A 24,300-nucleotide genomic window follows, 5' to 3' on the forward strand; every position below is an offset into this window, starting at 1 on the left:
CGCGGGCAGCGGCGCGGACGGACCCTCGTGGTCGGCTGGCCGCTGTGGGACGGCGGCGGCATGCACGTCGACGCCGCCACCGCCGACCGGATGCGCGGCGAGACCGGCATGGTCGCGATGCGGCCGGAGCACGGCGTCGAAGCGCTGCACCGCGCCTGCGGCAGCGGCGAGCCGCACGTGCTCGCCGTCTACGGCGACCGCGCCCGCATCGGCGCCACGCTGCTCGCCGCCCCGGCCGAAGCCCCGGCCTCGGCGGAATCCCGCGCCACCGGCGAATCCCCTGTGACGGAGTCGATTTCCGGAACCGCACCCGACCGGGCGGCGGTCCGCGCGGTCGTGCTCGACCGGCTCACCGCCCACACCGCCGACGTGCTGGGCGTGCGGGCCGAGGAGATCGACCCGGCCGTGGAGCTCGGCGACTACGGCTTCGACCGGGTGTCGCTGACCGCGCTCGCCGGGAAGGTCGAAGCCGAGCACGGCATCGCCATCGCCCCGAAGTCGCTCATCGAACATCCAACCCTGGGAGAGGTCGTGGATCACCTCCTCGATGACCACCCCGCCGAATTCGGGCTGCCGACCACGGAACCCGCCGCGCGTCCCGCGGAGCCGGAGGACCGGCGCAAGGCGCTGATCAAGAAGCTGATCCAGCGGGTGGCGGTGCTGCTGGACGTGCCCGCGAAGCGGATCACCGCGACCGCCGAGCTCACCCGCTTCGGCTTCGACTCGCTGTCGCTGACCGGGTTCGCCAACGAGCTCAACGCCGAGTACGGGCTCTCGCTCGCGCCGACGCTGTTCTTCGAGTACCCGACGCTGGGCGAGGTCGCCGACCACCTGCTGACCGAGCACGCCGACGCGGTCGCCGTCGAACCGGAAGCGGCTCCAGCCGAACAGGAATCGGCTCCCACCGCACCGGCCCCCGCCGCACCGGCCCGGCCCGCCGACCCCGAGCGCCCCGTGAACGAGCCGATCGCCGTGATCGGCATGAGCGGGCGCTTCCCGATGGCCGACGACATCGCCCAGTACTGGGAGAACCTGCGCGCCGGCCGCGACTGCACCCAGGAGGTCCCCGCGGACCGCTGGGACTGGCGGGAGCACTACGGCGACCCGATCAAGGACCCGAACAGCACCAACGTCACCGCAGGCGGCTTCATGAGCGGCGTCGGCGACTTCGACCCGTTCTTCTTCGACCTCTCGCCGAAGGAGGCCGAGCTGATGGACCCGCAGCAGCGGCTCCTGATGCTGCACGTGTGGAAGGCGCTGGAGGACGCGGGCTACTCGGCACAGGACGTCGCGGGCACCAACACCGCGCTGATCGCGGGGACCACCAGCACCGGCTACAGCACGCTGGTCACCCGCTACCAGCCGATGATCGAGGGCTACGACATCACCGGCGCCGCCCCGTCGATGGGGCCGAACCGGATGAGCTACTTCCTCGACCTCAACGGGCCGAGCGAACCGGTCGACACCGCCTGCTCCAGCGCGCTGGTCGCGATGCACCGGGCGATCCAGGCCCTGCACGGCGGCCAATCGGACCTGGCGATCGCCGGGGGCGTGAACACGATGGTCAGCGTTGACGGGCACATCAGCATCTCCAAGGCGGGGATGCTCAGCCCGGAGGGCAAGTGCAAGACGTTCGGCGCCGACGCCGACGGCTACGCCCGCGGTGAGGGCGTCGGGTTCCTGGTGCTCAAGCGGCTTTCCGCCGCCGAGCGCGACGGCGACCACATCTACGGCCTGATCCGCGCCACCGCCGAGAACCACGGCGGGCGCGGCAACTCGCTGACCGCGCCGAACCCGAAGGCGCAGGCCGCGCTGCTGCGCGAGGCCTACACCAAGGCGGGCGTCGACCCGCGCACCGTCGGCTACGTGGAGGCCCACGGCACCGGCACCAAGCTCGGCGACCCGGTGGAGATCAACGGGCTCAAGGCCGCGTTCCGCGAGCTGTACGCGGACGCGGGCGCCGAGGTGACCGAGGCGCACTGCGGAGTCGGCTCGGTGAAGACCAACATCGGGCACCTCGAACTCGCCGCCGGCGCCGCCGGGGTGATCAAGGTGCTGCTGCAGCTGCGGAACCGGACCTTGGTGCAGGGCGTGCGGTTCGACGCGATCAACCCCTACGTCGACCTGGAGGGCAGCCCGTTCTACCTGGTCCGGGAGAGCCAGGACTGGGTCGCCCAGCGCGACGCGGACGGCCGGGAGCTGCCGCGCCGCGCCGGGGTGAGCTCGTTCGGGTTCGGCGGCGTCAACACGCACGTGGTCCTGGAGGAGTACGTGCCGGAGCCCGTGCGGGAGCGCCCGGTGACCGCGCCGGTGCCGGTGGTGCTCTCCGCGAGCCACCCGGAGGTGCTGCGCGAGCTCGCCGCCGACTGGCTGGCGGCGTTGCGCGGCGGCGAGTTCACCGACGCGGACCTGGCCGCGATCGCCCGCACCTCGCAGACCGGCCGCACCCCGATGCGGGAGCGCGTCGCCGTGTCGGCGCGGACCTTGCGGGAACTGCGCGACGGACTGGAATCGTGGCTGCGCGGCGAAAACCACGTCATCGTCCACAGTGGACGAGTGGAGCGCGGTGCCGAGCCTCCGGAGGTCCCGGCGGACCTGGCCGCGCGCACCGGCTTCGATCAGCTCACCGGTACCGACCTGGCGCGGCTGGTGGAACTGTGGGTGCGGGGCGCCGAGGTCGACTGGGAGCGGCTGCACACCGGGCACCGCCCGCGGCGGCTCCCGCTGCCGACCTACCCGTTCCGGCTGCGGCGCTACTGGGTCGACACCACCCGTCCGGCCAACGGCGGGGCACCGGCCCCGCTGCACCCGCTGGTGCACGCCAACACCTCGGAGCTCGCCGAGCACCGCTACACCTCGCACTTCACCGGCCGCGAGTTCTTCCTCGACGACCACCGCGTGCGCGACCAGGTGATGTCGGTGGTCTCCGGCTGGCGGCCCGGCACCGACACCGCCGGTGGCGGGGAGGCCGCGACTCCGGTGCTGCCCGCCGTGGCGCACCTGGAGATGGCCCGAGCCGCCGTCGTCCGGGCCGCCGGTGGTGACGAGCGGACCTGGTCGGTGCGGCTGGCGTCCTGGCTGCGACCGCTGACCGTCCGGGACGGCACCGACGTGCACGTGGCGCTGGCGGCCCGCGCCGACGACGGCGCGGACTACGAGGTGTACGCCGCGAACGAGGCGGGGGAGCGCACCGTGTTCGCCCGCGGTCAGCTCCGCCGCCGCGAGGTGGCCCCGGCGCATCGGCTCGACCTGGCCGCCGAACGCGCGGCTTGCGACGGGACGGTGCTCGACGCCGCGGCCTGCTACGAGCGCTACGCCGGGTTCGGCATGGACTACGGGCCCGCGCTGCGCGCCATCACGACCCTGCACGCCGGATCGCGGCAGGCGGTGGCGCGGCTGGAGCTGCCCGCCGCCGCCCGCGACGAGGCGTTCGTGCTCAACCCGAGCATGCTCGACTGCGCGCTGCAGGCCACGGCCGGACTGTTCCTGGACCAGGGCGACGCCGCCGGTGCCGCGCTGCCCTACGCGCTGCGGGAGCTGGAGGTGCTGCGGGCCACGCCGGACACCGGCTGGGTCGTGGCCCGGTTCGCCGAGGACGACCACGGCGGTGAGGTCCGCCGCATCGACCTCGACGTGTGCGACGACGACGGCGAGATCTGCGTGCGGCTGCGGGGATTCAGCGTGCGCAGGGTCGGCGGCGCCGCCCAGCAGGAACCGGCGGACGCGGCGGACTCCGACGACGACGCCCACCTGCTGGACCTGATCGAAGCCATCGGCAGGCGTTCCCTGAGCGCCGACGAGTTCAAGAGGAGCCTCGCATGAGCACCCCGATCGAATCCCTGGACGACCTGCACCGGCTGATCAGCGAAGGCCGGGTCGGGCAGGACGAGGCGCTCCGCTTGCTCCGCGCCTGGAAGCGGGGCGAGCGGCCCCAGCCCGCCGATGTTCAGCCCGCCGCGGCTCAGCCCGCCGCGGCTCAGCCCGCCTCGGCTCAGCCCACCTCGGCTCAGCCCGCCTCGGCTTCGGGCGGACCGGACGCCGACGACCTCGCGGAGCGGGTGTGCGAGGTCGTGGTGGAGAAGGTCTGCGGGCTGCTGAAGGTGGACCCCACGGACCTCGACGTCGACGTGGAGCTGTCCGAGTACGGCCTCGACTCGCTGATCATCAGCCAGCTGGTGAACATGGTGAACGAGTCCCTCGGCCTGGACCTGGTGCCGACGGTGCTGTTCGAGCACCCGACGCTGCGCGCGTTCAGCGCCTTCGTCGCCGCCGAGCACGCACCGGAGCTCGCGACCGCGTTCGGCGTGGCGCCCGCCGCTGCGGCGGAGCCGGTGAATCCCGTTGCGGCGCAACCGGTTCCGCGCGCTGAGCCCGTGGCCGCCCAGCCCGCCGCTCCCACCCCGGTTCCGGCCGCACCCGCACCCGCTCCGAACGACGACCCGATCGCCATCGTCGGCATCAGCGGGAAGTTCCCGATGGCCGACGACCTCGACGAGTACTGGGCCAACCTCCGCGACGGCCGCGACTGCATCGGCGAGGTCCCCGCCGACCGCTGGGACTGGCGCGAGTACTACGGCGACCCGCTCGCCGAACCGGGCCGCACCAACGTCAAGCACGGCGGCTTCATGGACGGCGTCGCCGACTTCGACCCGCTGTTCTTCGGCATCGCTCCGAAGGACGCGGTGCACATGGACCCGCAGCAGCGGCTGCTGATGCTGTACGTGTGGAAGGCCCTCGAAGACGCCGGGTACTCCGCCGACGACCTCGCCGGGTCGGACCTCGGGCTGTTCGTCGGCACCAACGACACCGGCTACGGCCTGCTCTCCGACCGCAGCGCCGCCCGCGGCCGGAGCGTCACCCCCACGGGCAGCGTCCCCTCCGTCGGCCCGAACCGGATGAGCTACTTCCTCGACGTGCACGGCCCGAGCGAGCCGGTGGAGACGGCGTGCTCCAGCTCGCTGGTGGCGATCCACCGGGGCGTGGCGGCGATCGAGCGCGGCGAGGCCGACATGGCCGTCGTCGGCGGCATCAACACCATCGTCGTGCCGGACGGGCACGTCAGCTTCAGCCGCTCCGGGATGCTCAGCGCGGACGGGCGCTGCAAGACGTTCGCCGCCGACGCCGACGGCTACAGCCGCGGCGAGGGCGTCGGGATGCTGGTGCTCAAGCCCCTGTCGGCCGCCGAACGCGACGGCGACCACGTGCACGGGCTGGTGCGCTCCACCGCGGAGAACCACGGCGGCCGGGCCAACTCGCTGACCGCGCCGAACCCGAAGGCGCAGGCCGCGGTGATCCGCCGCGCCTACGCCAAGGCCGGCATCGACCCGCGCACCGTCGGCTACATCGAGGCGCACGGCACCGGCACCAAGCTCGGCGACCCCATCGAGATCAACGGGCTCAAGGACGCGTTCGCGGAGCTCTACGCCGGTGCGCCGGTCACCGACGCCCACGTCGGCATCGGCTCGGTGAAGACGAACATCGGCCACCTGGAGCTCGCCGCGGGCGTGGCGGGCGTGCTCAAGGTGCTGCTGCAGCTGCGGCACCGGACGTTGGCGCGCAGCCTGCACTCCGAGCAGGTCAACCCGTTCATCGACCTCGAAGGCAGCCCGTTCCGCCTGGTGCGGGAGAGCCAGGAGTGGGTGGCACCGCGCGACGCCGACGGTCGCGAGTTGCCGCGCCGCGCCGGGGTGAGCTCGTTCGGCTTCGGCGGTGTCAACGCGCACGTCGTGCTGGAGGAGTACGTGCCGCGCGCCGAAACCCCGGCGCCCGCCGCCGGGCCGGTCGCGGTGGTGCTCTCCGCCGCCGGACCGGAGACCTTGCAGGCCCGCGCCCGCCAGCTCGTGGAGCGCATCGACTCCGGCGCGCTCGCCGAGACCGACCTGCCGAACCTCGCCTACACCCTCCAGGTGGGCCGGGCGGCGCTGCCGGAACGCCTCGCGTTCCTCGCGCACTCGCTGGCCGAGGTGCGCCAGCGGCTCACCGCCCACCTCGACGGCACCAAGACCCACGGCCTGCACCAGGCCCGCGCCGAACGGCAAGGCCCGTGGGGCGAGCTGGTCGGCGACGACGACATCGCCGTGGCCATCGACAACTGGATCGCCAAGGGCAAGCTCGGCCGGTTGCTGAAGCTGTGGGTCACCGGGTTCGACTTCGACTGGCGGCGCCTGTACGCGGACCGGCCGATGCGGCGGCTGCCGCTGCCGACCTACCCGTTCCGGTTGCAGCGCTACTGGATCGCCGACGGCACCGCCGCGCAGGTGCGGCCCCGCGCGCCGCACGTGCGCGAGCTCAACGGGCAGGACTTCTTCCTGCGCGACCACCGCGTGCAGGACGCGCCCACCCTGCCCGGCGCCGCCTACCTCGAATTCGTCCGCGAAGCCCTCGCCACCACCACGGGCGTGCGGCTGCGCGACGTGACGTGGCTGCGCCCGCTGGCGATCGCCGACACCGCAGCGCTGCACGTCGAGGTGGACGCCGCGCACGCGTTCCGGGCCTACGTCGAGGAATCCGGCACCCGCGTCGTGCACGCCAGCGGCACCGCGCACGTCGATCCCGACCTGACCGCCGACACCGAAGTGCACGACATCGAGGCGCTGCGGGCGATCTGCTCGGCCCGCCACGACGGCGCCGAGATCTACGAGCTGTTCGCCCGCATCGGCATGGGCTACGGGCCTGCGTTCCAGGCGATCGAGGAACTGCACCACGGCGACGACATCGCGGTGTCCCGGCTGCGGCTGCCCGCGTCGGCCGCCGGTTCCTTCGCGCTGAACCCGAGCATGCTCGACGCGGCGCTGCAGACCACGCTCGGCCTGGTCCTCGGCGAGCAGGGCGGCGACCTCTCCGAGGCGGCGCTGCCGTTCGCGGTCCGCGAGGTGCAGGTGCTGGCGCCGACCCCGAGCCAGGGCTTCGCGCTGGTCCGCCGCGCCGCCGACGACCGCCGCGACTCCGGGGTGCGGCGGCTCGACGTCGACCTGTGCGACGACACCGGCGCGGTGTGCGTGCGCATCCTGGGCTTCAGCACCCGCGCCCGGAAGCGGCGCGCCACGGCCCCGGAGGTCACCGCGCCGGAGGCGCCCGCGCTGCTGATCGAACCGGCCTGGAGCCGCGCCGCGGCGCCCGAAGCGGCCGCCGAGCAGGTCAACCACCACGTGGTGCTCTGCGAACTGCCCGCGATCGACGCCGGGGAACTCGGCGGACTGCTCGGCGGCGGCGGTGAGCACTGGCACGGCACCGGCGAGGTCGAGGACCGCTACACCGGTTACGCCGAACGCCTCCTGGAGCTGGTGCGCGATCAAGCGCGCCAGCCCGCGCCGCGCCTCGTCCAGGTCGTCACGCCCGCGGGCTCGCCGTGGCTGGGCGGGCTCAGCGGCATGCTGCGCACCGCGCGGCTGGAACACCCGAAGCTGCTGACCCAGTGGATCGAGATCGACGACGCGCCCTCGGCCGTGGCGCTCGCCGACCGGCTGCGCCGCGACGCCGCCGACTCCGAACAGGAAGTGGTGCGCCACGCCGGCGGCGCGCGGCAGGTCTCGCGCTGGCGCGAGATCCCCGCGCCCGCGCCGGAACTGCCGTGGCGCGACGCCGGTGTCTACCTGCTCACCGGCGGTGCCGGTGGCCTCGGCGCGCTGGTCGCCGAGGAGATCGCCCGGCGCGTCCAGTCGCCCGCGCTGGTGCTGTGCGGGCGCAGCCCCGCCGGACCGGAGCAGGAAGAGCTGCTGCTGCGGCTGCGCGCGGCCGGGGCCAAGGCCGACTACCGCGCGCTCGACGTCGCCGACCGGGACGCGGTGTTCCAGGCGGTGCGCGAGGTCGAGGCCCGGCACGGCGCGCTGCACGGCATCGTGCACGCCGCCGGCGTGCTGCGCGACGGCTTCCTCGCCCGCAAGAGCGCGGCCGACGTCCGCGACGTGTTCGCCGCGAAGGTCACCGGGCTGCGCCACCTCGACGAGGCCAGCGCGCACTCGGCGCTGGAGTGCTTCATCGGGTTCTCCTCGATGGCCGCGTTCGGCAACGTCGGCCAAGCCGACTACGCCGCCGGGAACGCCTTCATGGACGGCTACGCCGCGCACCGCGAAGCCCTGGTGGCGCGCGGGGAACGGTCCGGCCGGACGCTGGTGGTGAACTGGCCGCTGTGGGACAAGGGCGGCATGGGCGGCGCCGCCTCCACGGTGGACCTGCTCGAATCCGTGGGCATGCGCCCGATGCGCGCGGACGTCGGCATCGACGCGCTGCACCGGGCGTGGGCGGCCCGGCTGCCGCAGGTCATCGCGCTCGACGGGGACCACGCGCGGATGCGCGAGCAGTTCGTGCCCGCCCCGGTCGCCGAGCCGGAACCGGTGCTGCCCGCGGTCTCCGCGCCCGCACCGGTCGCTCAGGCACCAGCCGCTCCGGCACCGGTCGCTCCCGCACCGGCGGCTCCCGCACCGGTCGCCGCCGCACCGGCGGCGAGCGACGTGCTGCCGGTCGTCGCGGACCTGATGGCCTCGCTGCTGGAGATCGACCCGGCGGAGCTGCCGCACGACGCGCCGCTGATCGACTACGGCTTCGACTCGATCTTCATGATGCAGTTCCTCACCCAGGCGCAGACGCACGTCGACGCGAACCTCACGCTCGACGTGATCGCCGACTGCGACACCCTCCAGGAGATCGCCGCCGCGATCGCCGGTGCCTCCGCGCCGGAATCCGCGCCCGCGCCCCGCGAACCCGTCGCGGCCGTCCCGGAACCGGTGGTGATCCCGGAACCGCGCCGCGAACCGGTCTCGGCGAACGAGTTCCCCGAACTGGTCAGGATGAACGGCGTCACCGAGGGCCGCCCGGTGTTCTGGGTGCACCACGGCAACGGCGGCGTCGAGTCCTACGCGCCCGTCGCGGCACGCACCGCGCGGCCGTTCTACGGCATCCAGCCCAAGGGGTGGATCGACGACACCGAGATCCTCACCGGGCAGGTCGCGATGGCCGAGTTCTACGCGTCGCTGATCCTCGCCGTGCAACCCGAAGGCCCCTACGACATCGGCGGGTTCTCCCTCGGCGGCCTGTTCGCCTACGAGGTCGTGCGGCAGCTGCAGCTGCGCGGCGCGGAGGTGAACACGCTGGTCATGCTCGACACGCTCGACGCGGCGGCGACGAACAAGGCCAACGACATCATCGTCGGCGGCGACTTCAGCCCCGAGGTGGTCTCGAAGGTCAGCGACTACCGCGCGGTGAACCTGATCCTCGGCAACAACAGCTTCGAGTCGCACGGCGGCAACACGCCGATCCTGACCCGCGAGGAGGTCGACACCACCCTCGACGGCCCGGCGTTCCTGGACTCGCTGATCGAGGCGGCGTTGGAGCGGGGCATCAAGAAGACCGAGGCGCAGCTGCGTTCGCGGGTGCGGCAGCTGTCGCGCTACCTGGAGGCCACCCAGCTGGAGCGCTACGAGCTGCGCCCGCTGCCGAAGCCGGACGGGTTGCGCTGCTACTACCTGCGCAACGCCAGCGGCGAGTTCTTCGGCGCGTTCCGCGAGTTCATGGTGCTGTTCCCGAACCCGGAGCTGCCCGAGGTCGACGGCAGCGGTTACTGGCAGGGCTGGCCGGAGCACATCGACGACTTCTTCACCATCGACGTCGACACCGCGATGCACTCCGAGGTGATGACGGCCCCGGCGTCGCTGGAGAAGCTGATGCGCCTGGTCGACCGGCTCTACGCGCCCGAGACCGAAGGTGGTCGCTGACATGCGCGCGGTGATCTTCCCCGGCCAGGGCGCCCAGCGGCGCGGCATGGGACGGGAGCTGTTCGACACCTACCCGCAGGCGGAGCGGGAAGCCTCCGAGGTGCTCGGCTACTCGATCCGGCAGCTGTGCCTGGAGGATCCGGACAAGCGGCTCGGCGACACCCGCTACACCCAGCCCGCGCTGTACGTCGTCGGGACCCTCGCCTACCGCAAGTGGCGCGAGGACGGCGCCGCCGAACCGGACCGGTTCGCCGGGCACAGCCTCGGCGAGTACTGCGCGCTGCACGCGGCGGGCGCCTTCGACTTCGCCACCGGGTTGCGCCTGGTCCAGCGGCGCGGCGAGCTGATGTCGCAGGCCCGCGGCGGTGGCATGGTCGCGGTGCTCGGGCTCGATCCGGCGCGGCTGCGCGGATTGCTGGACGAGGGCGGGTTCGGGTCGCTGGCCGTGGCCAACGACAACGCGCCCGCCCAGCAGGTCGTCTCCGGCGAGGTCGACACCATCGCGGAACTGGTGCCGCACCTGGAATCCCGCGAGATCCGGTGCGCCCGGCTCAACGTCTCGGGCGCCTTCCACTCGCCGCTGATGCTGGAGGCCAAGGATGAATTCGCCTGCTACCTCGGCGAATTCCGGCTCGGCGACCCGCGCGTCCCGGTGATCGCGAACGCCACCGCCGCGCCGTACCGGGCGGGGGAGACGGCGCGGGTGCTCGCCGAGCAGATCGTGCGGCCGGTGCGCTGGACGGAGAGCGTGCACCACCTGCTCGACGCGGGCGTGGCGGAGTTCGTCGAGCTCGGCGGGAAGGTGGTGGGCAAGCTCGTCGAGCAGATCCGCTCGGCACCGCGCCCGGCACCGGCGGCGGTCGAGGGGACGCCGGATCGTGTCGCCGCACCGAATCCGGTCGTCGCGCCGCGCGCGTCCGTCGTGCCACCCGCGCCGGTGGTGTCGCCGCCCGCGCTCCCGACCGTTCCGGCCGCACCCGCTCCGGCGGTGTCGGGCGCACCGCCGGGCCCGGTCGCCGCGACTCCGGCGAACTCCTTGGGAAGCCAGGTGTTCCGCGACCGGCTCGGCCTGCGCTACGCCTACGCGGGCGGTGGCCTCTACCGCGGCATCGCCTCCCCCGAGATGGTCGTGCGGTTCGGCCGTGCCGGGATGCTCGGCGTCCTCGGCACCGGCGGGCTCCCGCACGCCGAGGTCGAACGCGGCGTGCGGGAGATCCAGCGCGGCCTGCCCGACGGGCAGGCCTACGGCGTGAACCTGCTGGCCGACCACGACGATCCGGCGGCCGAACGCGACGTGGTGGAGCTGCTGCTGCGGCTCGGCGTGCGCATCGTCGAGGCGTCGGCGTTCATCCGGATGACCCCGGCGCTGGTGCTGTTCCGCGCCAGCGGACTGCGGCGCGGACCGGACGGGAATCCGGTGTGCGACCACCGCATCGTCGCGAAGGTGTCCCGGCCGGAGATCGCCGAGGAGTTCCTGGCTCCGCCACCGCCGCGGATTCTGGCGAAGCTGCGCGCGGAAGGCGCCCTCACCGACGAGCAGGTCCGGCTGGCCGCGCAGGTGCCGATGAGCCACGACCTCACCGTGGAGGCCGACTCCGGCGGGCACACCGACGGCGGCATCGCCTCGGTCCTGATGCCCGCCATGCTCGAACTCCGGCAGCGCGCCGCGCGGCGCCACGGCTACGCCGAACCGATCTGCGTGGGCCTCGCCGGTGGCATCGGCACCCCGTCGGCGGTGGCCGCGGCGTTCGTGCTCGGCGCCGACTACGTGGTCACCGGCTCGGTGAACCAGTGCACCGCGGAGTCGGCGATGAGCGGCACCGTCAAGGACGACCTGCAGGGCATCGGCGTCGACGACACCGGCTACGCCCCGGCGGGCGACATGTTCGAAATGGGCTCCCAGGTGCAGGTGCTGCGCAAGGGCGTCTTCTTCCCCACCCGCGCGAACAAGCTGTTCGCGCTGTACTCGCACTACGACGGCTGGGAGGAGATCCCGGCGAAGACCCGCGCGCTGCTGGAACGCACCTACTTCCACCGCAGCGCCGAGCAGGTGTGGGACGAGGTGTGCGCCTACCTGCGCTCGCGCGGCCGCGCGGAGCAGATCGTCCGTCTCGAAGCGGAACCGAAGCTGAAGCTGGCGCAGCTGTTCCGCTGGTACTTCCACTACAGCACGCGCCTGGCCATGACCGGCGACGAGCAGGACAAGGTCAACCGCCAGGTGCACACCGGCCCCGCGCTGGGCGCGTTCAACGAGTGGGTGCGCGGCACCGAGCTGGAGTCGTGGCGCAACCGCCACGTCGACGAGATCGGGCTGCTGCTGCTCGACGGCGCCGTCGAGGCCATCGGCGCCGCGGTCCGGACCTGGCAGCGCACGCTCGGCCTCGAACCGCTCGCCGCCCCCGCCCGCGAACCCGCCGCCGCCGGTTGAAAGCCGCGCCGCACCAACGCTTCCGAGGAGATCGTGATGACCGTCCCGACCACGGGCACCGAAGTCCGGCTGGCCGCCCGGCCCGACGGGTGGCCGACGCCGGAGAACTTCGCCGTCGTGCGAGCCGAAGTGCCCGCCGTCGGACCCGGCCAGGTGCTGGTGCGCAACCTGGTGATGAGCGTCGACCCGTACATGCGCGGTCGGATGAACAACGTGCGCACCTACGTGCCGCCGTTCCAGATCGGCAAACCCCTCGAAGGCGGCGCGGTCGGCGAGGTCGTCGAGTCGCGCTCGCCGCAGCTCGCCGCCGGTGACGTGGTGCTGCACGGCCTCGGCTGGCGCGAGTTCTCCGTCGTCGGCGCCGCCGGCGCCACCAAGATCGACACCGGGGTGGCGCCGCCGGCCGCCTACCTCGGCGCGCTGGGCATGCCCGGTCACGCCGCCTACGCCGGACTGCTGGAAGCAGCGGAGTTCCGGCCGGGCGACGTCGTGTTCGTCTCCGGCGCGGCGGGCACCGTCGGCTCGCTGGTCGGCCAGATCGCCCGGTTGCGCGGCGCGTCGAAGGTGATCGGTTCGGCGGGCAGTCCGGAGAAGGTCCGCTACCTGACCGAGGAGCTCGGTTTCGACCGCGCGTTCAACTACCGCGACGGCCCGATCTGGCAGCAACTGGTGAAGGCGTCGCCGGAAGGCTTCGACGTCTACTTCGACAACGTGGGCGGCGACCACCTGGACGCGGCTTTGCTGCTGGCGAAGATGGGCGCCCGCTTCGCGCTGTGCGGAGCGATTTCCCAGTACAACGAAAAGGGCGAGGTGATAGGCCCGCGGAACCTGATGCAGGCCATCGGCAAAGGAATCACGATGCGCGGATTCCTGGTGGGCCACTACGAGAACGTGAAGGACCGGTTCCTCACCGAGATGGGCGGCTGGCTCGCCCGCGGCGAAGTGTCCTGCCGGGAGACCGTGGTCAAGGGCGTCGAGCAGGCCCCGCGGGCCTTCCTGGACATGCTGAGCGGCGCGAACACCGGGAAAACCCTCATCAAGATCGCCGACTGAGCCGACGCGGAAAAGCAAAGACCAATGATTTCCCCAGTGCCTGTTTCCGCATTCGCGGAAGTGTTCACCGCCGGACCGCGAACGTGTACTTTGCGGGCAGGGGACACGCGCACCCGACTCCCGTATTCGCCCTTTCGGTGAGAATCCACCGCGATTCCGCCGAAAGCGGCCAGCTGATCGCGCAGAAAACCGGCGCCGCGCGATCCCGCGATACCGGCCAGGCCGGTGCTCGCCGACATCCCCGTCAAGCAGCGAACAGAAGGAAGGCCCCCATGTCCGCCCAGAACGCCACCCTGTCCGTTCCCGAAGAGGTCGGTCTGCTCTACGACCGCCTCACCGCCCTCGACACCGAAGGCACCGGCGGCAGCCTGCACCTCGGATTCTGGGACCTCGACAACACCGAGGTGCCGCTCGTGGAGGCCGCCGACCGCCTCACCGACATGATGACCGACCGGTTGCGCCTGGAGGCCGGGCACAAGGTGCTCGACGTGGGCTGCGGCCTCGGCCAGCCCGCCGGCCGCATCGCCCGACGCACCGGCGCGCACGTCACCGGCATCGCCATCAGCCGCGACCAGATCACCCGCGCCACCGAGCTCGCCGAAGCCGAGGGCCTGGCGGGCCAGGTGGAGTTCCAGCACGGCGACGCGATGAACCTGCCGTTCCCCGACGCGTCCTTCGACGCCGTCATCGCCATCGAGTCGATCTTCCACATGCCCGACCGCGAGCAGGTCCTCAGCGAGATCCAGCGGGTGCTCAAGCCCGGTGGGCGCCTCACGCTGACCGACTTCTTCGCCCGCGGCCCGATTCCCGCCGACAAGCAGGAGCACGTCGACCGCTGCCTGCGGGACTTCATCATGACGCTGGCCGACGGCGACGACTACCTGCCGATGCTGCGCCGCGCCGGCCTGCGCATCGCCGAGTTCTTCGACATCACCGAGCAGAGCGTGCGCCCCACGTTCCAGCAGATGAGCCAGGCCAACGACCAGCTCGACCCGGTCTTCGAGGAAGAATCCGACAAGAAGTTCAGCCCCGCCGACATGGTGGACGTCGACGAGTTCGGCTCCGTCCTGCTGACGGCGGAAAAGCCTCGGTGAGGTCGCTGTGATGGTCGGGTAGCGGAACCTCAGCGGATTCCTCGCCGCGGGATCTTTACCCCGAGTGGCTCAGCCACGAGGGGAAAATGCCGTCCTCGCGGGGAATCCGCTGAGCACCCGCCGGTTGTCGGCCCGGTGACGTGGGCTGTGCGCTTCGCGCATCCAGGCACGGCCGCAGGGCGGGTTTCGCTTCGCTCGCCCCGACCGCCTGCACGACCGACAGATCTCGCGCACGCGCTGCGGCGGTCTTCTCACGGCGGGATCGACTTCGCCGGTTTCCTTCCGCACACCCGATCCCGCCCCGGCGCTGCCGCGCCTCGTACTGAACAGGAACGATTTTCGTGGCCGAACTCGTCGAAGAAGACACCGCACTGTCCTTCCCGCCGCCGCGCAAGTGCCCGTACCGGTTGCCCGAGCAATACCCGGACCTGCGGGAGAACGCGCCGGTGCGGCGGGTGCTGCTGCCCACCGGGCGGCACGCGTGGATCGTCACCCGCTACGAGGACGTCCGCAAAGCGCTCATCGACCCCCGGCTGAGCTCCGACCGCGGTGACCCGGACTTCCCGCACATGGTCGAGCTAGCCAAGAGCGACAACGACTCCACGCTGTCGCTGGCGGGCATGGACCCGCCGGTGCACACCCGTGCCCGCCGCGCCGTCGTCGGCGAGTTCACGGTGCGCAAGACCGAGGCGCTGCGCCCCCGCATCCAGCAGATCGTCGACGAGGCCGTCGACGCGATGCTGGCGGGCCCGAAACCGGCCGACCTGGTCAAGGCGCTGTCGTTCCCGGTGCCGTCGCTGGTGATCTGCGAACTGCTCGGGGTCTCCTACGACGACCACGAGTTCTTCGAGGACCGCACCTCGACGATGCTCAACACCACCGAACCGCCGCTGGCCCGCCAACAGGCGTTCTTCGACCTGCAGTCCTACTTGGACGAACTGGTGACGAGCAAGGAGAAGGAACCCGGCGACGACCTGCTCAGCCGTCAGGCCGCCAAATCCCCCGAGGAACGCTCCTACGACCACGCCGAACTGGTCGACCTGGCGTTCCTGCTGCTCACCGCCGGGCACGACACCACCGGCAACATGATCTCGCTGGGATCGCTGGCGCTGATGCAGAATTCGCAGCTGCGCGACCGGATCGTCGGCGACACGAGCAGCACCCTCGACGTGGTCGACGAACTGCTGCGCTACTTCAGCATCACCGACCTGATCACCGTGCGGATCGCCAAGGAGGACTTGGAGATCGGCGGCCAGCCGATCAAGGCGGGGGAGGGCGTGTTCGCCCTCGGCGGCGCCGCCAACCGCGACCCGGCGGCGTTCGACAACCCCGAGGAGATCGACGTCGAACGCGGCGCCCGCCAGCACGTCGCCTTCGGCTACGGCCCGCACCAGTGCCTCGGCCAGAACCTCGCCCGGATGGAACTGGAGATCGTCTACGAGACCCTGTTCCGCAAGGTCCCCGACCTGCGCCCGGCGTCGTCCCTCGACGAGATCCCGCTGAAGAACGACGCCGCCATCTTCGGCCTCCACGCCCTGCCCGTGACCTGGTAGGCCGGTGCCCCCGGCCCATCGTCATAGGCGACGGTGGGCCGGGGAGCGCGGTGGCACCAGTGCAGCGCTTCTCCGTTGTCGGTTCTGCGGGTGTCCTGTTCGTGCCTCTGTTGTGTGCATGCCATCAGGTGTCCCAGCTCAATGCGGTGATGTCCAAGTGCACTCCGAGCGGCCGGTTCTCGGACACCCGGGTGATCTCCTCTGCGTCATCGGCGAGACCCGTTGTGAAACTCGGGACCACGTGGAAGGCGTTCTCACTGGGAGCCAACGTGACGAGCTGCCCGTAGTCGCCCGCTTCTGCGGCGGCTTGCATCATCTCCAGCACGTAGCCGTACGAGAAGAGCTCGTGCTTCGATGTGAAGTATTTCTGCGGAACTCTGATCAGCTGTGGCCAGTCTCGGTATCCGCACCGTTCCAGCACCGTCCAGAACTTCCGCCACGGTACGGGATTCGGTTTCGGGGTCGCCGCGACATGCCACCGTGGCGTGGGGTCGTTCGGCGCGAAGCTGACGAGCGTGCGGGTTGCGTCGCGGCGGGTTCGAGCGTAATCACGAAGCTCCGGCCGGAACACGTTGGCCACCTGGGCGGCGGTGAGTACCACCATCCACTCGGCGAACCACCACCGGCGACCGCTGCGGGAGAATCCCAGCTCGGTGACCTTGCGATGTGCGGCGGAGGCTGCCTTGTGCAGTTCACCTTCCCAGAAGGGGCAAGGGAAAACGTAGAAGGGCTGATGCCCTTGTGGAAGCTGCTGATACTTCCAGAGTTGGCGAATATCGATCTTCACGGCGTGCGAGCCCGATGGGCTGAGCGTCGTCGTCTTCAGTTCCAGCCGTACGCTTTTTCCCGGTTTCGGGGGTAACCATCCCAGTTCGAGATCTTCGCCGGTGGTGGGCCACCACAGTGCTGCTTTGGACGCGTACCGGTAGGTGACGTACTGGCTCGCCCAATGTTCAAGCGTCTTTTCGGGAACTGATACCGACGATGACATGGGTTCATCATAAGGTCAACGCGGTGATCCGTGTGAAAGTTGGATCTCTTGTTCTTCAGCCTAATTCGAACAGAATCCTTTGTGGACGAATTCGCGCAAGAGGGCGCGAGAACCGGCGATCGCTCCACTGCGGTGTGCGGGAAGTACGCGGGGAGGTCGGTTCGAGACGCACCACCGGTCCAGCGTTCCGGGCGGAACGCTGGACCGGAACGGGCGGGTGTCACTCGTGGTAGGTCGCGGTGTACGGATTCAGCGCGTCGCCGGAGCCGGTGTAGCCGACGCCGAGCACGGCACCGTCGTCCTGCACGGCCGCGCCTTCGACGCGGACCATCGGCGGTGCGAGCCGGCCCAGCCACTCGCCGTCGGTCCACGCGTACCAGATCGGTTCGAGGTTCGGGCCGATCGCGAAGAGCTGTACCTCGTCGCCGACCTGGATCAGGTCGGTGACGTGGCCCGATTCGGGGAGCTCGAACACCTCCCAGCCGGTGCCGTCCCAGTGCGCGGTGTACGGGATCTGGTGCTGCGACTCGCCGGTGTGGCCGCCGACCCACACGTCGTCCGCCGCGAGGGCGAGCACGTTGGTGAGCGCCTCCGGAACCTCGGGGTTCGGATCGAAGTCCGGGGCGGGCACCTCGGTCCACGCCGCGCCGTCCCAGTGCAAGGCGACGCCGCGCGAGGTCGACGGGACGCTGCCGACCGACCACAGGTCGTTCGTCGCCGCGCCGTCCACGTCCACCAGGGAGTAGCCGCCGCTCTCCAGCACCGGGACCGGGACGTCGGTCCACTTCGCGCCGTCCCAGTGCTGCGCCAAGCCGCGCGTGGAATAGGCGTGGCCGACCGTCCACACGTCGTCCGGGGCGAACGCCTTCAGCGCCAGCGGCCGCACGTACTTGCCGGGCAGGGGATCGAGCTCGATCGGAGTCCACTCCTGGCCGTTCCAGTGCGCCGAGCTGCCGGACCCGGTGCCGGGCGACGTTCCGATCGTCCAGGCATCGCCCGGTGCGAGGACCGCGCCGTCCGTCAGCGGCCCGATGTCGTCGAGCGGCACCGCCTGCCAGCCCTGCTCGTCCTTCCGGTACACCGCGCTGGTCTGGAACTTGGGGTTCGCGCCGTCGTAGCCGAAGGCCCAGGATTCGCCCTGGGCGCTGCCCGCGGCGGTCAACGTGGCGCTCTCGGCCGTCGTCGGCACCGGTTCCTCCGTCCAGCTGCCGACCGCCGCGGCCTGCCCGACCGAACCCGCGAGGAGGCCGGTGGTCGCGATCAAGATCGCTGCTGTTCGTCTCATCTGCTGTGGCTCCCAGCTCGTTCAACGGGTCAGCCGGTCGACGTGATCAGTGCGCTCGCGGTTGTCCGGCAGGCGCCGAGCCGGGACGGGAGGGCACGAAGCGGTGCGCCAAGGACTCCTGTTCGGCCGAACGGGTAACGCGGCCTTCCGGGCCCGCGAGCCGTTCGGGCTCAGCCGAGGCCGAGGCGGTGGCGTTCGGCCGCGACGATGCGCCGTTCGGCGGCCGTGCCGTCGTGCTGCGCTTCGGCGAGCGGTGCGGTGTTCAGCGCCTCAGGATCGGCGAGCTTCGCGGTGCTCTCGCGGGCGTAGGCGTCGAAGATCTCGGACTTCGCCACCAAGGTCTCGGTGAGGCGTTCGTCCACGCTGTCCTTGGCGAGGATGCGGTGCACGTGGACCTTCCGCGTCTGGCCCATGCGGTGGCACCTGGCGATGGCCTGGTCCTCCGTGCTGGGTTTGAGCTGCGGCTCGGCGAGGATCACGACGTTCGCCGCCTGGATGTTGAGCCCCGTGCCACCGGCGAGGATCTGGGCGAGCAGCACGGCGTGACCTTCGCGTTCGGTGAACTCGTCGATCAGGTCCTGCTTGCCGCGGGCGGACAGCGCACCGGTCAACGCCAGCGGCATCACGGCCGGTCCGAGGGCGGCGCGCACGGTGTCGATGACGTCGAGGAAGTTCGTGAACACCACGACCTTCCACTGCTCGGCGGCGGCGTCCTCGACGATCTCGCGCAACCGCTCCAGCTTCGCGGAACGCGAGGACGCGTAGGCGGCGCGGCGCATCGCCATCATGTTCCCGTCGCGCACCCCGGCCAGGTAGGCGCGGGATTCGGCGGTGCCGCCGAGCTCCACCCAGTCCTCCAGCTCGATCAGCTCGGGTAGTTCGGTGAGCACGTCCTGCTGGTTGCGCCGCAGGTACGCCGGTGCCACCGCTCTGCGGAAACGGTTGGGGGACAACGCATCCCGCGCGTCCAGCTGCCGCGCCACCTCCGGTTGCAGGTAGCCGACCAGGGTGCGGAACTCCTCCACCCGGTTCTCCATCGGCGTGCCGGTGAGCAGCAGCGCGCGGCCGGCTCCGGCCACGACCGAGACGACCGCCTGGGACCGCTTCGCCTGCGGGTTCTTGATGTAGTGCGCTTCGTCCACGACGACCATCGCCAGCGGCGCCGAGTCCAGCCGCAGCCGCTGCAGGGTGTCGAACGTGGTCACCGCGACACCGCCGTCGCGCAGCCACTCGCGCGCGTCCGCGTCCCGGGTGGGGCCGTGCAGCGGGTGCGGGACGAGCGCGCTGTGCCGGGCCGTCTCCTCCACCCAGTTGATCAGCACGCTGGCCGGGCACACCACGAGGAAGTGCCGCGCGCCGCCGGCCGCGAGGTGGGCCATCGCGGCGAGCGCCTCCACGGTCTTGCCCAGCCCCATCTCGTCGCCGAGGATGCAGCGCCGCCGGGCGAGCGCGAACTTCGCCCCGAACGCCTGGTAGCCGCGCAGCGCGACCCGCATCAGCCGGGTGTCCAGCGAGGTCGAGGTGACCTGCCGTTCCTGCTCCGGCGGCAGGTGACCGGTCGCCGACCGCGCGTCGGTGCTCGCGTGGCCGGTCAGCTCGCTGAGCAGCGTGTTGTACGTGGCGGCACGCCGCTGGTAGTCCCGCCACAGCTCGTCGGGAACCTGCCGCGCCTCGGCGCCGACGGCTTCGTCCGCGGCCGCGCGCACCCGGTCGGCGCTCGGGTCGGCGAGCAGGTCTTCCAGGCGCCCCAACGCTTCCCGCGCGGTCGCCTTGCCGCGACGGCCGGTCAGCAGCATCCGGAACCTGCTGCCGGTGCGGTGCGCGACCGGTTCCAGCTCGTCCAGCTCGCCGACCCCGCGGCGCGCCGCGTCCCGCTGGGCCGACGCCTGCTCCCCGGCGACCTCCCACGCCCGCAGCGTCGCGAGCAGCCCGGTGTGCGCCGAGTCGCGCCGATCCGGGTCGAGGCGCACCACGGTGTCCTGCGCCGTCACCTGCGAGATCCGTTCGGCGGCGGCCACGGCGTCGCGCGCGGTGGCGGGGCCGACGCCCGGCACGGCCCGCAGCCGGTCCGGCCCGGCATCGGCCACGTCCGCGACGGTCCGGAACCCGGACCGCTCCAGTTCGCCGAGCCGCAACCGGCCGGTAGCGGCCTCGCGGAGCCTGCTCACCGGCATTTCCCGCAGCCGCCCGCGGACCTCGTGGCGCCGCGCGGCCTCGTACTGCTCCCGCGCCGAGTCGCGCAGCCGGTCCGGCTCCGCCAGCAGCGCCGTCGCCGCCGCGCGCCACGACCGCGCGGCCCGCAGCACCGCTGCCGCCGCCCGCGCCGTCCTCGGCTCGATCGGCACGGCACGCTCGTCGGAGCCCGTCGGTCCCATGCGTCGCCTCCCCAGAACGTCGGCGCCCGTCACCGATACCGGCCTCGGCACCCGCGAACATCCGCCGGACGGGTGGTCATCTCGGGGTGCTGCTCGCGCGATCGTCCAGGACAGCTTGCCGGACGATCGACGATCACCGGTACGGGGCTCGGCGCTGCGTGTCGGACGGCGGAAGGTCGTAAGGCTCGCCGATCCGCACGGGCGCATCGCTGATCAGGTCGACGTCGCTCGTCGGGGTGCGTCGGAGGCGTGGGATTCCATCGTGTCGGCGAGGCGGTGCAGGGCGGTGAGCACCGCGTCGCGTTCCTGGCCGAGGCCGGCGAGCAACCGCGCGTGGGCGTCGAGCTCGCGGGGGAAGACGTCGTCGATGGTGCGCTCGGCTTCCGGCGTGATGCTGATGTGGGTGGCACGGCGGTCGGCCGGTTTCGCGGTGCGCGTGATGAATCCGCGCCTGTCCAGCTTGGCCAGGGTTTTGCTCACGCCCGCGCGCGACATGCCGAGTTGCGCCGCCAGGTACGCCGCGGTGACGGGTTCTTCGAGGTGGCGCAGCGGTACGAGCAGTTTGACCTCGGCCGGGGTGAGCGCGGCGCTGTCGTAGAGCTGTTCCGTGGCCTGTTCCAGCACGGCGGCGATGCGGTTGATCAGCGCGACGACCGCCATGGGGGAGGTGTCGAGGTCCGGGTTCCCGGCGCTCCACGACTCCTGCGCGCGCTCTTGGAGGAAGGACAAGGCCATCCCATTTCGTTAACCGGTGAACTACTTGTTACGTTTCGAGTGTAACCGCCTCCGGACGGTGAACATCAGGGCGGCCCGCTCCGGAGCGGGCCGCTGACCGCGTGTTCGCCCGGGGCGACGGCGATGGAGATCCGGGAGGGCGAACATGCTGGACGAGGACGTTGTGATCATCGGCGGCGGGGCCGCGGGCCTGGCCGCCGCGATGATGCTGGGCCGATCCCGGCGGCAGGTCGTGCTGCTCGACGCGGGGGAGCCGCGCAACGCGCCTTCCCGCCACCTGCACGGTTTTCCGTCCAGGGACGGTGCGGACCCGGCCGAGCTGGTCGCGGCCGGGCGGGGGGAGGTCCGCCACTACGGCGGCGAGATCCGCGACGCGCGGGTCTCCGGTCTCGAACGCGCCGACGGCGGATTCGCGATCCGCCTCGACGGCGGCGACGTGCTCACCGCCCGCGCGGTGCTGGTGGCCACCGGGTTGCGCGACGAACTGCCGGAGATCGCCGGACTGCGCGAGCGCTGGGGCCGCGACGTGCTGCACTGCCCGTACTGCCACGGTTTCGAGGTGCGCGACACCCCGCTGGCCGTGGTCGGCGGCGACAACCGGCCGTTCTCGCTGCACCAGGCGCAGCTGATCCGGCAGTGGTCCGACGACGTCGTGTTCCTCCCGAACCGGATCGCGCTGACCGACGACGAACGCCACCGCCTGCTGGCCCGCGGAGTGCGGATCGTCGACGGGGAGGTGGCGCGCGTCGTGGCCGAGGCGGACGCGGTGTCCGCCGTGGAACTCGCCGACGGCCGGATCGTCGCTCGCAGCACCGTTTTCGTCGGCCCGAGGTTCGTACCGCGCGACGAGCTGCTGACGTCGCTGGGCTGCGAGGTCGGCGACGACGGCTGGGTCCGCGTCGACCCCTCCGGCCAGACCAGCGTCGCGGGAGTGTGGGCGGCGGGCAACGTCTCGGACAGCCCCGCCCAGCTCGTCAACGCGGCAGCCGCCGGTTCGAAGGCCGCCATCGCCCTCAACCACCACCTCCTCGCCGACGACATCGACCGAGCGATCGCCGCCCACGACGCGAGATGAGGGGTCGCGCTCCGCCTGCGCACGCTCGTGCGGTGGGCAGGTGCGCGCACTGCGAGCGGCATCGGCGGTCCTGGATCTCCGCCGCCGGAATCAGAGAACCCCTACGTGATCGGTGCAAGCCGGGAGAGTGCGTCTGAGAGATCCGGTCTCGAGCAAGCGGCCGCAGCAGGGGCTTTTCCGAATCGGCTCTGCTTTCGGCGTGGGCCGGTGCAAGATGGTCGTATGGCGGAGTCGGCGACCGGGCAGTTGTGGATCAGGACCTTCCAGGATGATGACGAGCTGAGGTCGCTGCTCGACTGGTTGCGTCGTGAAAGCGCGCTGCGCGGTCAGGTGAGCACGTCGCACGCCGATGTCGAACCCGGGCAGATGGGTGGTGCGCTGGACGCGCTCGTCGTCGCGGTCGGTTCGGGCGGCATGGGCGCGGTGCTGGCCGGCGCCCTGTCCACGTGGATATCGCAGCGGCATTCCGACGTGAAGCTGACCATCACCGACGAGGACGGCCGGACGATCGAGCTGGACGCGCATCGCGTCGACTCCCACGCCCTGTTGCAAGACCTTCGGGGGTTTCTCGATTCGCGGGAGCCGCCGCCGTGACGCGTTTCCCCGACCCCGCCGCGTCCAGGGCTGTACTGATCGGGTTCAGCCGGTACGACGATGTGCGCGCCCTACCGGCGATTCCTGCGGTGCGGACCAATCTGGCAGATCTCCGGAAAGCCTTGGTGGGCGCTGCCACCGGCACGATGAAGCACTGCGTCCGGGTCAGCGGGTCGGCTGTGACCACCACCGAGATCGGAAGCACCCTTGGATCCGCCGCGCAGGCGGCGACCGACGTGCTGCTGGTCTATTACGCCGGACACGGACTGGTCGACGATTCCGGGCAGCTCTACCTCGCGCTGCCCGCCACCGACCCGGCCCGCTTGCGCTGGACCGCGCTGTCGTTCGAGCTGCTCCGCTCGGAGATCCTCGACAGCCCGGCGAAAACCCGGATCCTCGTGCTGGACTGCTGCTTCTCCGGTCGTGCGATCGAGACGATGAGCGAGCCGCGGAACGTGATCGCGGGGAAGGTCGACATCGCCGGTACGTACATCATGACCTCGACCACGGCCACCTCGGTGTCGCACGCGCCCGCGGGGCAGCGGCACACGGCGTTCACCGGCGCGATGCTGGAGGCGCTGGGCACGTCCGGCCCCGTGAGCCTCGACGAACTGTTCCGCCACGTCGACCGCCGACTCTCCTCGCACGGACTGCCGCGCCCGCAGCGTCGCGCGGTGAACGCGGCAGGAGATCTGGCGCTGTGCAGGAGTTCGCCGTCGGACGCGCGTGCCGAACTCGCCGGGCGCTCGGAGCCGGAATCTCCAGCAGTGGCGACGGTCAAGCCATCGACGCGGCGGAGCGCCGCGGTGGACGTCGCCCGCCATGAGCACGCTGCCCGGGATGGTGCGGCCACGATCGGTTCGAGGACGCACGATGGGCACAAGAGCTACAAGATCCCCAAGACGTACCGCATCGCGAGGCCGCAGCGCAAAGCGGTTCGAACACCCTGGCAGCGGGTAGGGATCTTCGTGATCCTGGTGCTCGTCCTGATCTTGGCTGCCATCGGTCTGAGGTGGGGCGACATCCCCGCGGAGTGGGATCCCGTCGGGCGAGCGATCCGCTCCGATCCCGATTCCATCGAAACGGGTGTCCAAGGATTCATCCTCCTCCCGTCGGTGTCCGCCGCCATGATGGCTTCGATCGCCTACTTCTTCGTGGGACGAGATGTACTGCTGTCGCGTGCTGGTGCGACTGTTTCCGCGCTGGGGGGAGTCGTCGGGCTCCTAGTTGGTCCGGGTGCTGTCCTGTTCGCGCTCTCCGGAGGAGTGGTCGTGCTAGGTCAGTGGATGTCGCCGCTCATCGCGTTGTGGACTTCCGCGCTGGTGAACTTCGTCTTCATGCTGCTCGTGTTCGGGTGGGATCATGAAAGCGGTCATCACTTCACGTTTCGGCGGTGACCGTCCGGTC

At 71.5% G+C, this 24,300-nt stretch carries 13 protein-coding genes (1 of these 13 running past the window's edge); 9 read left to right on the forward strand and 4 right to left on the reverse strand.

Translation table 11 applies throughout. The features are described from left to right. The 6 genes from BJ969_RS10730 to BJ969_RS10755 form a co-directional block, all read left to right on the forward strand. A protein-coding gene (locus BJ969_RS10730; RefSeq protein ID WP_184478798.1) for an SDR family NAD(P)-dependent oxidoreductase crosses the window boundary here: on the forward strand, window positions 1-3,822 show its final stretch. 20,202 nt of this gene lie to the left of the window's left edge; only the last 3,822 of its 24,024 coding nucleotides appear in the window; its start codon lies beyond the left edge, outside the window; the stop codon is at window positions 3,820-3,822. Then, window positions 3,819-9,710: an SDR family NAD(P)-dependent oxidoreductase gene (locus BJ969_RS10735; RefSeq protein WP_184478799.1), complete on the forward strand. Its 5,892-nt coding sequence runs from the start codon at window positions 3,819-3,821 to the stop codon at window positions 9,708-9,710. The genes BJ969_RS10730 and BJ969_RS10735 overlap by 4 nt, the downstream gene beginning before the upstream one ends. A 1-nt stretch (window position 9,711) precedes the next feature. Next, the gene (fabD, locus tag BJ969_RS10740; protein WP_184478800.1) at window positions 9,712-12,138 is read left to right on the forward strand and encodes an ACP S-malonyltransferase; all 2,427 of its coding nucleotides are present in this window, start codon (window positions 9,712-9,714) and stop codon (window positions 12,136-12,138) included. Window positions 12,139-12,174: 36 nt separating this feature from the next. Further along, window positions 12,175-13,191 carry an NADP-dependent oxidoreductase gene (locus tag BJ969_RS10745; RefSeq protein ID WP_184478801.1) on the forward strand — a complete coding sequence of 339 codons (1,017 nt, stop codon included), beginning with the start codon at window positions 12,175-12,177 and terminating at the stop codon, window positions 13,189-13,191. A 272-nt stretch (window positions 13,192-13,463) separates the two neighbouring features. Beyond that, on the forward strand, window positions 13,464-14,285 hold the full coding sequence (locus tag BJ969_RS10750) for a methyltransferase domain-containing protein (RefSeq protein WP_184478802.1): 822 nt from the start codon (window positions 13,464-13,466) through the stop codon (window positions 14,283-14,285). Window positions 14,286-14,626: 341 nt separating this feature from the next. Next, on the forward strand, window positions 14,627-15,838 hold the full coding sequence (locus BJ969_RS10755; RefSeq protein ID WP_184478803.1) for a cytochrome P450: 1,212 nt from the start codon (window positions 14,627-14,629) through the stop codon (window positions 15,836-15,838). 124 nt (window positions 15,839-15,962) lie between these two features. Here BJ969_RS10755 and BJ969_RS10760 read toward each other — a convergent pair whose 3' ends face one another. The 4 genes from BJ969_RS10760 to BJ969_RS10775 all read right to left on the reverse strand — a co-directional run bounded on the left by BJ969_RS10760 (window position 15,963) and on the right by BJ969_RS10775 (window position 21,224). Next, a complete protein-coding gene (locus BJ969_RS10760; RefSeq protein ID WP_184478804.1) occupies window positions 15,963-16,829 on the reverse strand; it encodes a hypothetical protein in 867 nt (288 codons plus the stop codon). 220 nt (window positions 16,830-17,049) lie between these two features. Next, complete coding sequence (locus BJ969_RS10765; RefSeq protein ID WP_184478805.1) at window positions 17,050-18,114, reverse strand: hypothetical protein; 1,065 nt, start codon at window positions 18,112-18,114, stop codon at window positions 17,050-17,052. A gap of 170 nt (window positions 18,115-18,284) precedes the next feature. Further along, window positions 18,285-20,489, reverse strand: coding sequence for a DEAD/DEAH box helicase (locus tag BJ969_RS10770; protein WP_184478806.1), 2,205 nt, complete (start codon window positions 20,487-20,489; stop codon window positions 18,285-18,287). 213 nt (window positions 20,490-20,702) lie between these two features. Beyond that, window positions 20,703-21,224 (reverse strand): MarR family winged helix-turn-helix transcriptional regulator, encoded by a 522-nt coding sequence (locus tag BJ969_RS10775; protein WP_184478807.1) that lies wholly within the window; start codon window positions 21,222-21,224, stop codon window positions 20,703-20,705. 145 nt (window positions 21,225-21,369) lie between these two features. On the opposite strand from BJ969_RS10775, the gene BJ969_RS10780 reads away from it, so the two are divergent. From BJ969_RS10780 to BJ969_RS10790, 3 genes are all read left to right on the forward strand, one after another. Beyond that, complete coding sequence (locus BJ969_RS10780; RefSeq protein ID WP_184478808.1) at window positions 21,370-22,299, forward strand: NAD(P)/FAD-dependent oxidoreductase; 930 nt, start codon at window positions 21,370-21,372, stop codon at window positions 22,297-22,299. Between the two features lie 222 nt (window positions 22,300-22,521). After that, entirely contained in the window at window positions 22,522-22,893 is a 372-nt protein-coding gene (locus BJ969_RS10785; RefSeq protein WP_184478809.1) for an effector-associated constant component EACC1, read from the forward strand. Then, the gene (locus tag BJ969_RS10790; protein ID WP_184478810.1) at window positions 22,890-24,290 is read left to right on the forward strand and encodes a caspase, EACC1-associated type; all 1,401 of its coding nucleotides are present in this window, start codon (window positions 22,890-22,892) and stop codon (window positions 24,288-24,290) included. Before BJ969_RS10785 ends, BJ969_RS10790 begins: the two co-directional genes overlap by 4 nt. The last annotated feature ends 10 nt before the right edge of the window (window positions 24,291-24,300 follow it).

The organism is Saccharopolyspora gloriosae, assembly GCF_014203325.1.
Classification (GTDB): domain Bacteria; phylum Actinomycetota; class Actinomycetes; order Mycobacteriales; family Pseudonocardiaceae; genus Saccharopolyspora_C; species Saccharopolyspora_C gloriosae.